Annotated in this window: 13 protein-coding genes; 6 read left to right on the top strand and 7 right to left on the bottom strand. The window is 73.0% G+C overall.

Translation table 11 applies throughout. The features are described 5' to 3' along the window. Nucleotides 1-3 precede the first annotated feature (3 nt). From ACIGWZ_RS22805 to ACIGWZ_RS22785, 5 genes are all read right to left on the bottom strand, one after another. Nucleotides 4-3,183: an efflux RND transporter permease subunit gene (locus tag ACIGWZ_RS22805; RefSeq protein ID WP_400067402.1), complete on the bottom strand. Its 3,180-nt coding sequence runs from the start codon at nt 3,181-3,183 to the stop codon at nt 4-6. Between the two features lie 204 nt (nt 3,184-3,387). After that, complete coding sequence (locus ACIGWZ_RS22800) at nt 3,388-4,077, bottom strand: response regulator (protein WP_400067400.1); 690 nt, start codon at nt 4,075-4,077, stop codon at nt 3,388-3,390. Beyond that, nucleotides 4,074-5,396 (bottom strand): sensor histidine kinase, encoded by a 1,323-nt coding sequence (locus ACIGWZ_RS22795; protein WP_400067398.1) that lies wholly within the window; start codon nt 5,394-5,396, stop codon nt 4,074-4,076. The genes ACIGWZ_RS22800 and ACIGWZ_RS22795 overlap by 4 nt, the downstream gene beginning before the upstream one ends. Before the next feature lie 108 nt (nt 5,397-5,504). Continuing rightward, nucleotides 5,505-5,783: a hypothetical protein gene (locus ACIGWZ_RS22790; RefSeq protein WP_400067396.1), complete on the bottom strand. Its 279-nt coding sequence runs from the start codon at nt 5,781-5,783 to the stop codon at nt 5,505-5,507. 133 nt (nt 5,784-5,916) lie between these two features. Next, on the bottom strand, nt 5,917-6,717 hold the full coding sequence (locus ACIGWZ_RS22785; protein ID WP_400067394.1) for a PspA/IM30 family protein: 801 nt from the start codon (nt 6,715-6,717) through the stop codon (nt 5,917-5,919). A gap of 320 nt (nt 6,718-7,037) precedes the next feature. Between ACIGWZ_RS22785 and ACIGWZ_RS22780 the strand changes: the two genes are divergently transcribed. Beyond that, nucleotides 7,038-7,634, top strand: a complete 597-nt coding sequence (locus tag ACIGWZ_RS22780) for a DUF3043 domain-containing protein (protein WP_400067392.1) — start codon at nt 7,038-7,040, stop codon at nt 7,632-7,634. A gap of 64 nt (nt 7,635-7,698) precedes the next feature. On the opposite strand, the gene ACIGWZ_RS22775 is transcribed toward ACIGWZ_RS22780, so the two are convergent. Then, nucleotides 7,699-7,908, bottom strand: a complete 210-nt coding sequence (locus tag ACIGWZ_RS22775) for a hypothetical protein (protein WP_400067390.1) — start codon at nt 7,906-7,908, stop codon at nt 7,699-7,701. Between the two features lie 238 nt (nt 7,909-8,146). Here ACIGWZ_RS22775 and ACIGWZ_RS22770 point away from each other — a divergent pair, with 238 nt between their 5' ends. The 4 genes from ACIGWZ_RS22770 (at nt 8,147) to ACIGWZ_RS22755 (ending at nt 12,267) form a co-directional block, all read left to right on the top strand. Then, the gene (locus ACIGWZ_RS22770; protein ID WP_400067388.1) at nt 8,147-9,382 is read left to right on the top strand and encodes a bifunctional adenosylcobinamide kinase/adenosylcobinamide-phosphate guanylyltransferase; all 1,236 of its coding nucleotides are present in this window, start codon (nt 8,147-8,149) and stop codon (nt 9,380-9,382) included. Nucleotides 9,383-9,444: 62 nt separating this feature from the next. Beyond that, the gene (locus ACIGWZ_RS22765) at nt 9,445-10,089 is read left to right on the top strand and encodes a class I SAM-dependent methyltransferase (RefSeq protein WP_400067386.1); all 645 of its coding nucleotides are present in this window, start codon (nt 9,445-9,447) and stop codon (nt 10,087-10,089) included. Nucleotides 10,090-10,105: 16 nt separating this feature from the next. Then, nucleotides 10,106-11,152 (top strand): nicotinate-nucleotide--dimethylbenzimidazole phosphoribosyltransferase, encoded by a 1,047-nt coding sequence (gene cobT, locus ACIGWZ_RS22760; RefSeq protein ID WP_400067384.1) that lies wholly within the window; start codon nt 10,106-10,108, stop codon nt 11,150-11,152. A 410-nt stretch (nt 11,153-11,562) separates the two neighbouring features. Beyond that, a complete protein-coding gene (locus tag ACIGWZ_RS22755) occupies nt 11,563-12,267 on the top strand; it encodes a hypothetical protein (RefSeq protein WP_400067382.1) in 705 nt (234 codons plus the stop codon). On the opposite strand, the gene ACIGWZ_RS22750 is transcribed toward ACIGWZ_RS22755, so the two are convergent. After that, nucleotides 12,242-12,979, bottom strand: coding sequence for a hypothetical protein (locus ACIGWZ_RS22750; protein WP_400067380.1), 738 nt, complete (start codon nt 12,977-12,979; stop codon nt 12,242-12,244). The genes ACIGWZ_RS22755 and ACIGWZ_RS22750 overlap by 26 nt on opposite strands. 95 nt (nt 12,980-13,074) lie before the next feature. On the opposite strand from ACIGWZ_RS22750, the gene ACIGWZ_RS22745 reads away from it, so the two are divergent. After that, the gene (locus ACIGWZ_RS22745) at nt 13,075-13,884 is read left to right on the top strand and encodes an adenosylcobinamide-GDP ribazoletransferase (RefSeq protein ID WP_400067378.1); all 810 of its coding nucleotides are present in this window, start codon (nt 13,075-13,077) and stop codon (nt 13,882-13,884) included. Nucleotides 13,885-14,235: the final 351 nt, after the last annotated feature.

The raw sequence follows: 14,235 nt of genomic DNA, 5'->3' as shown, positions 1-14,235 counted from the left end.
TGGTCACACCCCCGCCGGCTCCGGTGTGCGCTCGGCCTCCTCGGTCGGCGTGCCGTCCTTCTTGGCGCGCTTGGCCGCCTTCTTCTTCGCCCGGCGTTCCTTGCGGAGTTCGATGATCGCGTAGAGCGTCGGGACGAGGAGGAGGGTCAGGAGGGTGGAGGTGATCAGGCCGCCGATGACGACCACCGCGAGGGGCTGGGATATGAAGCCGCCGTCGCCGGTGATGGACAGGGCCATCGGGAGCAGCGCCATGATCGTGGCCAGGGCCGTCATCAGGATGGGGCGGAGGCGGTGGCGACCGCCCTCGACGACGGCCTCGACGACCGAGTAGCCCTGCGAGCGGTACTGGTTGATCAGGTCGATCAGCACGATGGCGTTGGTGACCACGATGCCGATCAGCATCAGCATGCCGATCATCGCCGGGACGCCCAGCGGGGTGCCGGTGGCGACCAGCAGGCCGATCGCGCCGGTGGCCGCGAAGGGGATGGAGATGAGGAGGATCAGCGGCTGGACGATGGACTTGAAGGTGCCCACCAGCAGCATGAAGACGATGGCGATGGCGGCCAGCATGGCCAGGCCCAGGGAACCGAACGCGTCGGTCTGGTCCTGGGAGACGCCGCCGATCGTGGCCGTGGCGCCGTCGGGCAGCTTCAGGTCGTTGATCTTGGCCTGGAGCTTGGTGCTGACCGCGCCGGTGTTGTCGCCGGTCGGCTTGGCGGTGACGGTCGCCGAGCGGGCGCCGTCGATGCGGGTCATCTGGACCGGGCCGGGCACCGTCTTGACGGTGGCGATGGTGCCGAGCTTGACCATGCCCGACGGGGTCGGGACGGCCAGGTTCTTCAACTGGGCCTCGGTGGTGGCCGGGTGGGCCGACTTGATCACGACATCGCGCTCGGTGTCGTCCAGGACGGCCTTGCTCTGGCTGGTGGTGCCGCGGACCGCCTGGGCGACCGCGCCGCCGAGGGTGGTCTGGTTGTAACCGGCGGCCGCCGCCTTGGCGTTGGGCGTGACGGAGATGCGCGGCACGCTCTGGGCGAGGTCGCTCTGGACGTCGGTGACGTCGTCGAGCGAGGCGACGGCCTTACGGACCTGCTCGCTGGCCTTCTTCAGGACGTCGGCGTCGCCGGCCTTGACGACCACGCTCAGGTCCTGGTTGCCGAAGCCGCCGCCGCCCGCGGTGACGGTGGTGTCGCCGATGCCCTTGCCGAGCTTGTCGAGGCCGGCCCGCAGGTCGTCGGTGACCTTGGCGGAGTCCTCGGAGTTCGTCAGCTTCACCTGGTACGAGGCCTGGTTGGCGCCGCTGCCGCCGCCGAAGGCGCTCATGAAGCCGGCGGAGCCGACGGAGACCTGGTAGTCCTCGACACCGTCGGTGTCGGCGAGGAGCTTTTCGACCTTCTTGGCCTGGGCGTCGGAGGCGCCGAGGCTCGTGCCGGCCTTGAGCTCCTGCTTGATGGTCAGGGTGTCCTGGTCGCCCTGGTCGAAGAAGTTGGTCTTCAGGAGCGGGCCCATGCCGAAGGTGCCGATGAGGATGACGACGGCGATGAGCAGGCTGGTGAACCGGCGGCGGGTGGCGAACCGGAGGACCGGGACGTAGAGCCGCTGGAGCGGGCTGCGGCTCTCCTTCTCCTCGGCCTTGCGGCGGAGCTCGTCGGGGGTGGTGCCCTCGGCGATCTTCGGGGCGCGCAGGAACCAGTACGACAGGACCGGGACGACCGTCAGCGAGACGATCAGGGAGGACAGCAGGGCGACCGTCACCGTGATGGAGAAGGAGCCGAAGAGGGCGCCCACCATGCCGCCGACCACGCCGATCGGCAGGAACACCGCGACGGTGGTCAGGGTGGAGGAGGTGATCGCTCCGGAGACCTCCTTGACGGCGGTGAGGATGGCCTCGCGGCGCTCCTCGCCGTAGCCCAGGTGACGCTTGATGTTCTCCAGGACAACGATCGAGTCGTCGACGACGCGGCCGATCGCGATGGTCAGCGCGCCGAGGGTGAGCATGTTGAGGGAGAGGTCGCCGGTCCACAGGACGATCAGCGTGATGACGACCGACAGGGGGATGGAGACCGCGGTGACCAGGGTCGAGCGCAGGCTCAGGAGGAAGAGGAGGATCACGATCACGGCCATGGCCAGGCCGAGCAGGCCCTCGGTCGTGAGCGACTCGATGGACTTGGAGACCGCCGGGCCCTGGTCGAAGGAGACCGTGACGTCCGCGCCCTTGCCGAGGTCCTGACGGATCTTGGGGAGCTTGTCCTTGACCGCGTCGGAGATGGCGACCGCGCTGCCGTCCTGGGCCATCGTCATGGTGACGGCGAGGCTGGGCTTGCCGTTGGTGCGGGTGAGGGAGGTCGGGGTGGCCGACTGCTCCTTGACCGTGGCGACGTCACCGAGGCGGACGGGCTCGGCCGCGCCGGCACCGGAGGCCGCGCCGCCCGCGCCCGCCGTCGGCACGATCCGCAGGTCCTGGATCTGCTTGACGGAGGTGTAGCCCGCGCCGACCTGGACGGTCCGGCTCTTGCCGCCCTCGGAGAAGGAACCCGCCGGCACCGACGCCCCGCCGGCGTCCAGCGCCTGGCCGAGCGCGGCGGCGTTCAGCCCCGCGGCGGCGAGCTTCTTGTCGTCGGGGGTGACCGCGACGATCCGGTCCGTGACACCGGTGACGTTGACCTGGCCGACGCCGTCGATGTTCTTCAGACCCGGGACGACGCTGCGGTTGAGCTGGTCGGCGAGGGTCTGCTGGTCCTTGGTGTCGGAGGAGACGGCGAGGACGACGGTGGGCAGGTCGTCCGTGCCGCCGGCCACCACCTGCGGGTCGACGTCCTTGGGCAGCTTCGCGCGGGCGCGGTTGACCGCCTGCTGGACATCGGCGACCAGCGTCTTGGAGTCGTTGCCGTAGTCGAACTGCGCCATGACGACGCCCGAGCCCTCGCTCGAGGTCGAGGTGACGCTCTTGATGCCGTCGACCGCCTGGATGCCGTCCTCGAGGGGCTCGATCACCTGCTTCTCGACGACATCGGGCGAGGCACCCTGATACGGCGCCACCACGGACACCATCGGAAGGTCGATGGAGGGCAGGAGCTGCTGCTTGAGCTGCGGGATCGCGATGGCGCCGAAGGCGATCGCGACGATCGACATCAGCGCTATCAGGCCCCGTTGTACGAGGCTGAGTCGGGACAGCCAGGACATGGGTGGGGTCTCTCTTCTGTTCAGAAAAGTCCGGAAGGTCGGCGGGGCCACCATGGGCCCACCTACACTTTCCGCCATGCTCAGGCCGGTTTTCCTCGCTCGCAGGTCGGTTTCCGGGCCCCGGCCGTACCGCGTTCGGAGTACGACGGCCTCCACCCGCCCTGCACCTGTGGGCGTACGGGCCTCATCGCGGCCGCGGGGACCTCACCGCACCCGCGGGCGGACCAGTCCGGATTCGTAGGCGATGACCACCAGCTGGGCACGGTCGCGCGCGCCGAGCTTGGCCATCGCCCGGTTGACGTGCGTCTTCACGGTGAGCGGGCTGACCGCCAGCCGCTCGGCGATCTCGTCGTTGGACAGGCCGCCGGCCACCAGGACCAGCACCTCGCGCTCCCGGCCGGTGAGCGTCGCCAGCCGCTCGGCGCCGCGGCCGCCCGGCCCGCCCTCCTCGTCCGAACTGCCGCCCTGCGCAAGGAACTTGGCGATCAGCCCCTTGGTCGCGACGGGCGAGAGCAGCGCCTCCCCGGCGGCCGCGATCCGGATCGCATTGAGCATGTCGTCCGGCTCCGCGCCCTTGCCGAGGAAGCCGCTGGCGCCGGCCCGCAGCGACTGCACCACGTAGTCGTCGACCTCGAACGTCGTCAGGATGACCACCTTGACGCCGGTGAGCTCCGGGTCCTGGCTGATCATGCGGGTGGCGGCCAGGCCGTCCACGCCGGGCATGCGGATGTCCATCAGGACGACATCGGCGCCGCTGGTGCGGGTCAGCTCGTAGGCCTGGGCGCCGTCGGAGGCCTCCGCGACCACCTCCATGTCGGGCTCGGAGTCGACCAGTATCCGGAACGCGCTGCGCAGCAGCATCTGATCGTCGGCGAGCAGCACCTTGATGGTCATGAAGTCTCCCCCGTCATGTCGTCGTCCTGGGTGCGGGTGGTGTGCAGCGGAAGGGTGACCCGTACCTGGAAGCCGCCGGTGGGGCGGGGGCCGGTGACGACCGTGCCGCGCAGCGCGAAGACCCGCTCGCGCATCCCGATCAGGCCGTGGCCGCCGCCGCTCCCGGCCGCCTCGTCCGCCCGCTGCGGCGGTACGCCGTCCGCCCGGCCGCCGTCGTCCTGGACGGTCACGGTCAGCGCCGCCTCGGAGCGCACGATCCGTACGGTGGCGCGGGCGCCCTCGCCGGCGTGCTTGTGGACGTTGGTGAGCGCCTCCTGGACCACACGGTAGGCGGTGAGGTCGACGGAGGCGGGCAGGGACTGCGGCGCGGGCGGGGCCTCGAGGCCGACCGGGAGGCCGGCGCGGACGAAGCCCTCGACGAGCTGGTCCAGGACGCCCAGGCCGGGGGCGGGTTCGGTGGGCGCCCTGGGGTCGTCGGACTGGCGCAGCAGGCCGACGGTGGCACGCAGCTCTTCCAGGGCCGAGCGGGACGCCTCACGGACGTGGGCGAGGGCCTGCTTGGCCTGGTCGGGGCGGTTGTCCATGACGTGCGAGGCGACCCCGGCCTGGACGTTGACCAGCGCGATGTGGTGGGCGACGACATCGTGCAGCTCGCGGGCGATGCGCATGCGCTCCTCGGCGACCCGGCGGCGGGCCTCCTCCTCGCGGGTGCGTTCGGCGCGATCGGCGCGCTCGCGGATGGCGTCGACGTAGGCCCGGCGGCTGCGTACCGCGTCGCCCGCGGCCGCGGCCATCCCCGTCCAGGCGAAGATCGCGACGTTCTGCTGGGCGTACCAGGGGTGCTCGCCGAACAGCATCGCGGCGGCGGTCAGCACCACGACGGTCAGCGCGCCGACCCGCCAGGTGGTGGGCCGGTCCGTACGGGAGGCGACGGTGTAGAGCGCGAGGACGGCGGAGAAGGCGACGGGGGCGCGGGGATCGTCGGTGCGGGCGAGCAGCTCGACGACAGTCAGCGAGCCGGTGGCGGCCAGGACCGTGCGCGGGAAGCGGCGGCGTGCGATCAGGGCGGTGCAGGCGAGCGCGGCCAGGACGACGGTGGTGACGGACAGTTCGCGGACGCCGAACCGGGGGCCGTGCGGGCCGTGCGGATCGGCCACCGCGCCGCACAGCGTCGCCGCGAAGAACACCGCGGCCAGGGCGGCGTCGAACGCGAGCGGATGCGTCCGGTGCCACTGGAAGCGGCCGGCGCGGCGGCCGTCCGGTACGGCATCCGAGGCGGGCGCCGGAGCGGTGTCCGGCGCGGCGTCGAGGGAGGTCACAAGAGGAAACGGTAACGCCCCGGTCCCTCCGGGGGCCGGGGCGCTGTCCGTGCTGCGCTGGAGTGGAGCTGCGGGATGCGGCGCTCGGCGCATCGCCCGCGTCGGCCGTCAGCCGGGGATGAGGCCGTCGTCGCCGAGCATCTCGCGGACCTCGCCGAGGGTCGCGTCCGGGGACGGCAGGATCAGTTCGGACGGTTCCAGGGATTCGTCCGGAAGAGGTGTGCCCAGGCGGCGCACCGCGTCCAGCAGAGCCCCGAGAGTGCGCCGGAAGCCGTCGTCGTCGCCGTCGTCCAGCTCGGCGAGCAGCTCGTCGTCCAGCTTGTTGAGCTCGGTGAAGTGGGCATCGTCCAGCCTCACCTGGCCCTCCCCCATGATCCGTACGATCACGACGGTCTCCCTTGGTCCGGTCCGACGATCCCGGCGGCGGCCCCTGCATCGATCCGTACGGCGCCCGTACTGCCCGTGCGCCCGTACCGCGTCTGTGGTGCGGGATCTCTGCGAGGCTAACCGCCGCCGGCCGTCACTGCTTGTCGAAACGCGGCTGGTCCTGCTGCGACGAGGGCTGGGCCTGCCCGCCCTGGCCGCTCTCGATGGCCTGCTGGCCGGCCGACGAGCCGCCCGCCAGCTCCGCCTTCATGCGCTGCAGCTCCAGCTCGACGTCCGTGCCGCCGGAGAGCCGGTCCAGCTCGGCGGCGATGTCGTCCTTGGCCATGCCGGACGGGTCGTCCAGCGCGCCGGACGCCATCAGCTCGTCGATGGCACCGGCCCGGGCCTGCAGCTGGGCGGTCTTGTCCTCCGCCCGCTGGATGGCCATGCCCACATCGCCCATCTCCTCGGAGATGCCGGAGAAGGCCTCGCCGATCCGGGTCTGCGCCTGGGCGGCGGTGTACGTGGCCTTGATCGTCTCCTTCTTCGTACGGAAGGCATCGACCTTGGCCTGCAGCCGCTGGGAGGCGAGGGTGAGCTTCTCCTCCTCGCTCTGCAGCGTCTGGTGCTGCGTCTCCAGGTCGGTGACCTGCTGCTGCAGCGCGGCGCGGCGGGAGAGCGCCTCGCGGGCGAGGTCCTCCCGGCCCAGCGCGAGCGCCTTGCGGCCCTGGTCCTCCAGCTTGGAGGACTGGCCCTGCAGCTGGTTGAGCTGCAACTCCAGGCGCTTGCGGGAGGTCGCCACGTCGGCCACGCCACGGCGCACCTTCTGGAGCAGCTCCAGCTGCTTCTGGTACGAGTAGTCGAGGGTTTCGCGCGGGTCTTCGGCCCGGTCCAGGGCCTTGTTGGCCTTCGCGCGGAAGATCATTCCCATCCGCTTCATGACACCATCGCTCATGGGCCTCGCGCGCCCCCTTCTGACCGAGTTACATCGGGCATTGGCTCCAGCACATCTACAGACCCCACAGTACGGGCCTTGGTTCCATTACCGCACTGTTCGGGCCCGGATGCGCTCCTCCTCCAGGACGATCGCGGGTTCGGCGTCTCCCGCCCAAGGAGTAGGGCGGTCCCGGACGGGCGCTCGCAGCGGACCCCGCCCACCGACCGAAACCACCGACGGCCCCTGCCCCGGGCTCACCACGCCGCGGGGGAGCAGCGTTGCCGTATCGTTCCCCGTCCGGCCCTGGCCCACACCCGGCCAGCACGTACCCTGGCAGTGTGTTCCGATCCCGTTCGAACGATCAGCAGGCCGCGACCGCCAAGGCGAACGCGGACCAGTCCCAGCAGCCCCGCGACCCGCAGGCCCCCAAGGGTCGCCCGACGCCCAAGCGCAGCGATGCCCAGTCGCAGCGCCGGTCCCGCGCGCACACGCCCACCAACCGCAAGGACGCGGCGAAGGCGCAGCGTGAGGCCCGGCGGGTGGACATGGCCCGCCAGCGCGAGGCCATGGCCAGCGGCGATGAGCGCTATCTGCCGGTGCGCGACAAGGGACCGGTGCGCCGGTTCGCCCGTGACTACATCGACTCGCGCTGGTGCGTCGCGGAGTTCTTCCTGCCGATGGCCGTGATCATCCTGGTGCTCACCATGATCCGGCAGCCGGGGATCCAGAACATCGCGCTGCTGCTCTGGCTCGTGATCATCGTCCTGATCGTGCTGGACTCGGTCGTCATCTGGTTCCGCCTGGGCAAGGTGCTGCGGGAGCGCTTCCCCAACGAGAACCTCAAGGGCGTCAAGGCGTACGCGATCATGCGCACCCTGCAGATGCGGCGGCTGCGGCTGCCCAAGCCGCAGGTCAAGCGCGGCCAGCGGCCGTAGTGCCGGCCTGCTGTGCCGGCCCGTGGGCCCGGCACAGCAGGGGCACGGCGGGGGCCGCGGGCCCTCAGCTCTCGGCGGCGGCGCGCAGGCTCATGGTGTAGATCTCCGTGCCGTCCTCGAACAGCGCGACCTGCTCCGCGCCCCCGTCGAGCAGCTCCTTCCACACCTCGCCGACCCAGGACTCCGCGTCCCCCTGCGTGGTGAACTCCTCCGGTTCCACGGCAGGCGCCGTCTCGCTCCCGTCCGCGTTCTCGAACCGCCACGTCCACGCCATGTCCGCCTCCTGGGTCCCACCGGATACGTGTCTGTGCCACGCCGGAACGCCCTTGGTCACGCCCCGCCGTGTCGTGCTTCCGTGCTGATCCGCAGCCTATAGCGGCGCCTGGAGCATGCCCCGGCCGCCAGGCGAAACCACCACCGGCCCCGGCCCCGGCCCGCCCTCTCGTACGGGAACTGCCGTGTCCCGGGTCCCCCCGCGCGCTGAGAGCGGCCGGACGCGAGAAAATCGGCGGGTGGAACTGACTCTCCTCGGCACCGGCGCCCCCCAGGGGCTGCCGCGCCCCGACTGTCCCTGTGCCGCCTGTGCGGTCGCCATCGGTGACGAGGCGCGGGCGGCCACCGCGCTGCTCATCGACGGCGTGCTGCTCATCGACCTGACGCCGGGCCCGGCCTTCGCGGCCGCCCGCGCGGGCAAGTCGCTGGCCGGGGTGCGCCAGGTGCTGCTCTCCCATCCGCACGACGGGCCCGCGCTGGAGGTGCCGGCCGGGGTGCCGACGCCGGGCCGGGTCGCGGACGGGCGGGAGCTGGCGCTGCTGGACGGGCACCGGGTGAAGGCCCTCGCCGTGGACATCCCCGGTACCGGGTACGAGATCACCGGTATCGCGGGCGAGCGGCTGCTGTATCTGCCGCCGGGCGGGGCGCCGGCCGGGCTGGACAACGGGCACGGGAACAGCGGGGGCAGCCCGTACGACATGGTGCTCCTGGACGTCCTGGAGCGGCCGGACGGGCTGGCGCGGCTGCGGGCGCGCGGAGCGGTGGACGCGGCGACGGATGTGGTCGCCGTCCATATCGACCACGGTGCGCCGCCGGGGCCCGAGCTGCACCGCCGGCTGGCGGCGGCGGGCGCGCGCACCGTGCCGGACGGCACCACGCTGGTGGTCGGCGAGTACCACGCGGTGCCGGATCTGCCGCGCCGCACGCTGGTGCTGGGCGGGGCGCGCAGCGGGAAATCGGCGGAGGCGGAACGGCGGCTGGAGTCGTTCCCGGACGTGGTCTACGTGGCGACCGGGGGGACGCGCGAGGGCGATACGGAGTGGGCGGAGCGGATCGGGCTGCACCGTGAGCGGCGCCCGGCGAGCTGGCGCACCGTGGAGACCTGCGCTCTGGTGCCGCTCCTGGAAGGCGAGGGGACGGCCGGGCCGGGCGACCTGTCACCGCTGCTCATCGACTGTCTGGCGCTGTGGCTGACGCATGCCATGGACGAGGTCGGGGCGTGGGACGACGACACCTGGGAGGCGACCGGCCGGCGGGCGCTGCGGGAGCGGATCGATGCGCTGGCCGCGGCGGTGCGGGCGGCGCGCCGTCCGGTGGTGGCGGTCAGCAACGAGGTGGGCTCCGGGGTCGTACCGGCCACTGCGGCGGGCCGTCGCTTCCGGGACGAACTGGGGCGGCTGAACGCCGCGTTCGGGGCGGAGTGCGAGCAGGTGCTGCTGGTCGTCGCGGGGCAGGCGCTTGCGCTGCGCGGATGACGCGGGGCCCGCCCGGCCCGTGTCCGCTTGCCTGGGGGCGCGGCGGCGGGTGCTCTTGGGACGTGGACGGATCCGAGCTGAGCGAAGCCGGCGTGCGGGGCGTTTTCGACGCGGTCGTACGGGCCTATGTGAAGCGGCGCCCGGAGGCGACGGTGGTCGCGCTCGGCGAGGGGCTGGGAACCGGGTTCTGGCGGCTGGACAACGGGCGGCTGAACTGGCTGACGGTGCAGCCCCCGGAGATCGCGGCGGTGCGCCGGATGCTGCTCCCGGACGGCCCCCGGCGCCGTACGGTGGCGCGCACCGTCGGGGACCACGGCTGGCTGGACGCGGTACGGGACCCGGATCTCGGGGTCGTCGTCACGGCGCCCGGGGTGCTGATGCGGCTGTCCCCGGCGGCGGTCCGGGCGCTGCTGGCGGCGTGCGCGGAGCGGTTCCCGGACGGGGCGCTGGTCTTCGACGCGCTGCCGCGACGGGTGACGGCGCTGGCCCGGCGGGGCGCCACGCCGGGCGGCGTGGCCGGTCCGCTGCGCTGGGGGCTGGACCGGGCGCAGCTGCCGCGGGTGGCGAGCGCGCATCCGGGGATCGTGGCGGTACGGGAGGTGCCGGTGCACCGGGGGCGTTTCGGGCGGCTGTCGGCACCGCTGGTGTGCGAGGTGAGGTTCGCCGACGTCCGTTCCCGGCACCGTGCCTCGTCAGCGCCGAGTTGACGGTAATCTGCGCCGAATGAGTGCCCTGAACCTCGATGACTTCGCCCACCTGATCGAGCGCCCCGACGGCGGTGCGCGCCGTGACGCCGAGGAGCGGCGGGCGCGGCTGGCCGTGCCGCCGGGGGCGCTGGGCCGGCTCGACGAGCTGGGCGAATGGCTGGCCTCCGTCCAGCAGCAGGTGCCGGTGCGGCCCCTCGAGCGGGCGCGGGTGCTGCTGTTCGCGGGCGATCACGGAGTGGCGGAGCTGGGTGTGTCGGCGCGGCCGGCCGGTGGCACGAGGGATCTCGTACGGGCCGTGCTGGACGGTTCGAGCCCGGCCGCCGTGCTGGCGCGGGCCGCCGGGGCGCAGCTGCGGGTCGTCGACATGGCGGTGGACTGCGACCCGGAGGAGCTGCCGGAGGAGGTCACCCGGCGCCGGGTGCGGCGCGGTTCGGGGCGGATCGACATCGAGGACGCGCTGAGCGCCGAGGAGGCCGAGGCGGCGTTCCGGGCCGGGATGGCGGTCGCGGACGAGGAGGCGGACGCCGGGACCGACGTGGTGGTGCTGGGGGATCTGAGCGTCGGCGGCACCACGGCCGCGAGCACGCTGATCGCCGCGCTGTGCGGCACGGACGCCTCGGTGGTCACCGGGCGGGGCGGCGCCGGTATCGACGATCTGGCGTGGATGCGCAAGTGCGCGGCGATCCGCGACGCGCTGCGCCGGGCCCGGCCGGTGCTCGGCGACCAGTTGGAGCTGCTGGCGGCGGTCGGCGGCGCGGATCTGACGGCGATGACCGGGTTCCTGCTGCAGAGCGCGGTGCGGCGGACGCCGGTGATCCTGGACGGGGTGGTCTCGGCGGCCTGTGCGCTGGTGGCGCAGCGGGTGGCGTTCCGGGCGCCGGACTGGTGGATCGCCGGGCAGGCCGGCGGCGAGCCGGCGCAGGCGAAGGCCCTGGACCGGATCGCGCTGACCCCGCTGCTCGACCACGGCGTCACCGCGGGCGAGGGGACGGGCGCGCTGCTGGCCCTGCCGCTGGTGCAGGCGGCCGCGGCCCTGGCGGCGGAACTGCCGGTACGCGACTGAGCCGACGTACCCGGCCGAACCGGGGTACGCGGCCGGGCGGCGGGAGCGCCGTCACAGGAGCGGCCGGGACGCGGACGCCCGGCACGGGAGGGCCGGGACGAGCCCCGGGACGAGAGCCGCCGCCGAAAGCGGTGAAGATCACTCGGCGGTCGCTCAACTCCGCGGCGTTCCGCTCCGTCTACGCAGATGGCACGCGGCACGGCGCGGGCCCGGTGCCGCGCCGGTAGCGGGCACCGCTCGGCTTCTCCTCCCGGTGGTGGCAGATCAAATCGCTCCCTCGCTCAGGCGAAATACCGCCCTATAGGCGAACTGCGGTACATGCTCATCGACAAGAGCGCCGATGCCCGGTGCAGCCGGCTCACCCGCGATCCGCCGCAACGACTGCACCGCACGTACCTGGAGAACCACAGATGACCGAGCCGGCTCTGCGCCGCGCCGCGCGTGCCGAGTGGGGGCCGCTGCTGCGGACCGGGTGGTCCGCACTGGCCGCGAAGAAACTGCGGGCGATCCCGGTGACGCTCACCGCGGTGTGTCTGACGCTGGTCTTCCAGATCGTGCAGAACCAGCCCTGGGGCTACCGTCCGATCCAGAACATCGGGTCCGTACAGGCCTATGAGCACCTGTGGCTGGCGCTGCTGCGCACTCCCCTGTCGCTGTTCGTGCCCGCGCTGGATCTGCCGGTGTGGGGCGCGCTGGCGCAGATGCTGGTCGTCTTCGGGCTCGCGGAGATCTGCGTGGGCTGGCGGGTGACGCTCGCGGTCGCCTATCTGGCCACGCTCGCCGGAACGATGTACGCGCGGATCGGCCTGTGGATCGGGCCGGACTCGCCCATCGGGCTGCCGGACGCGGACAAGTTCGTCGTCGACACCGGCCCGTCGGCGGCGGTGGTGGGCCTGGCGATCTTTGTGAGCTGGCGTTACCGGGCCTGGTTCACCTGCGCGCTGGTGGTGGCCTCGATGGTCTTCGAGGTGCTGTTCATCAAGAGCAACCTGGCCGGCAAGGAACACATCGCGGCGGTGCTGGCGGTGCTGGTGCTGTGCGGGGTGTGGGAGCTGTGGCGGCCGGGAAAACCGCGCGATGCGCAGCAGGTCAGCGGCTGGGAGCACCCCCGATGAGGTGCTCGGCCTTGCGGCGCAAGGCCGACCAGCGGCGGTCGTGGCGGTAGGCGCGGACCGTGGCGCGGGCCCGCGCCTTGGGGCGGTTGCGGTAAAAGCGCCTGGCCCAGAGCGAGTTGGGGCGGGCCAGTCGGACGGCGCCGAAGAGCGCGACGAAGGGGACGAAGACGCCGATGACGGCGATCCGGCCCTTGCCCTTGGCCAGGGCGATCACCGCGAAGAGGAAGTTGACGCCCACGGTCCGGACGACCTGGAAACGGTCCTGGGTCTCCTCGGGGCTCAGTTCGTTGACGCCGAACGGCAGGAATCCGCCGAGGATCAGGGCGACCAGGGCGACGGTGAGGATGACGATCTCGACGCTCTTGGCGCCCTCCTCGGTCCAGTACACGTCGTCCAGGTGGAGGATCAGCGCGAATTCGTCCAGGACCAGCCCGACTCCCATGCCGAAGAGCACCGCGGCGAAGCCGGAGCCGAAGCCGCGGCGGCCGCCCGCCAGGGCGATGAAGCCGCCGAGGACCATGAGGACGACGCCGGGCACGACGTGGTGGACATGCACCCCGCCGGGCGCGATGTTGCGGAACGGGCCCTTGCCCGCCCGGATGAGCCGGGTGATGACCCGGGTCACCAGGAAGGTCAGGACGAAGGAGGCGAGGGCCAGCAGCAGCGGGAGCTTTCCCGGCTCGACGATGTTGCGGTACCACCAGTGACCCATCCCACGCTCCCCTTTGCCCCGTAAGGGCAATTTACGGGGTTTGCTGGTGATTTCAGCTTCTCCGGGGCGCGGAACGGCCGGGATAGCCTGCCGCGATGAGCGACACCCCCGGCCGCCCCGCCCCCTCCGACGCCCTGCGCTTCGCGTTCGGGACGCTGACCGCGCTCCCGGTACGCCTGACCCGCTGGGACCGGGAGACCGCCCGCGGCGGGATGCTCTGCGCGCCGCTGGCCGGGCTGGTCGTCTCGCTGGCCGCGGCCGCGCTCGGCGGGGCGCTGCTCCTGCTCGGCGGCGGGCCGCTGCTCGCCGCGGTCGGCACCGCCGCCGTACCCGCCGCGCTCACCCGCGGCCTGCATCTGGACGGACTCGCCGACACCGCCGACGGCCTGGGCAGCGGCCGGCCCGCCGACGACGCGCTGCGCATCATGAAGCAGTCCGACATCGGCCCGTTCGGGGTCATCACGCTGCTGTTCACCCTGCTGGCCCAAGTGGCCGCGCTGGAGGGGCTGTACGCACGGGGCTGGGCGCAGGGCGCGGTGGCGGCGGCCGTCGCGGGGGTCACGGCCCGGTGTGCGCTGACGCTCGCCTCCCGTAGGGGGGTGCCGGCGGCCCGGCCGGAGGGGCTGGGCGCGGCGGTCGCGGGCGCCGTTCCGGTGCGTGCCGCGCTGCTGTGCGCCGCACTGGTCGCCGCCCTGTGCGCGGCGGCCGGTGGCCTGTTCGGCCCGTACGGCTCCGGTGCGTACGGCGCGCTGCACGCCGGGCTGGCCGCACTCGGCGGGCTCGCGGCCGGCGAACTGCTGCTGCGGCACTGCCGACGGCGGTTCGGCGGGGTGACCGGGGACGTCTTCGGCGCGCTGGCGGAGACCGCGGGGCTGGCGGCGCTGGTACTCCTCGCACTGGGCTGAGGGCGGGAGGCGCGTGCACGGGAGGCGCGGTGCCGTGCGGCCGGCGCGGTGCGGTGTCGTACCGCCGGCGCGGCGCGGGAATACCCGCCCGGCGCCCGGCGTTGAGGCCCCGCAGGGGGCGCTCGTACCCCCTACGGGATCCGTTCGCCCACCCCCTAAGGGCCCCCCGGACCACACCGTCAGGCCCCTCGCCCCCTCGCGACCCGCCCGGACCACCGGGCCCGCCCGGCCCCCAACTCCGCCACGACGGGTGCGGGTTCCCCGGCCGGGCCGGGTTCTGCGCCGACGCACCGTTACCGGCCGTTGCGGCGACAGGCCGGGCCTTGCGGCGTCGCCGAGCGTAGGCTCGGC

This window comes from Streptomyces sp. NPDC053427 (assembly GCF_044544985.1).
Taxonomy (GTDB): domain Bacteria; phylum Actinomycetota; class Actinomycetes; order Streptomycetales; family Streptomycetaceae; genus Streptomyces.
This window is presented reverse-complemented; position numbering and strand designations above follow the sequence as displayed.

Bases quoted from the DNA above. Each gene is read 5' to 3' on its own strand.
- ACIGWZ_RS22755 (WP_400067382.1), top strand. From the start codon at position 11,563: ATGACCGAGCCGGCTCTGCGCCGCGCCGCGCGTGCCGAGTGGGGGCCG.
- cobT (WP_400067384.1), top strand. From the start codon at position 10,106: ATGAGTGCCCTGAACCTCGATGACTTCGCCCACCTGATCGAGCGCCCC.
- ACIGWZ_RS22800 (WP_400067400.1), bottom strand. From the start codon at position 4,077: ATGACCATCAAGGTGCTGCTCGCCGACGATCAGATGCTGCTGCGCAGC.
- ACIGWZ_RS22745 (WP_400067378.1), top strand. From the start codon at position 13,075: ATGAGCGACACCCCCGGCCGCCCCGCCCCCTCCGACGCCCTGCGCTTC.
- ACIGWZ_RS22785 (WP_400067394.1), bottom strand. From the start codon at position 6,717: ATGAGCGATGGTGTCATGAAGCGGATGGGAATGATCTTCCGCGCGAAG.
- ACIGWZ_RS22750 (WP_400067380.1), bottom strand. From the start codon at position 12,979: ATGGGTCACTGGTGGTACCGCAACATCGTCGAGCCGGGAAAGCTCCCG.
- ACIGWZ_RS22775 (WP_400067390.1), bottom strand. From the start codon at position 7,908: ATGGCGTGGACGTGGCGGTTCGAGAACGCGGACGGGAGCGAGACGGCG.
- ACIGWZ_RS22805 (WP_400067402.1), bottom strand. From the start codon at position 3,183: ATGTCCTGGCTGTCCCGACTCAGCCTCGTACAACGGGGCCTGATAGCG.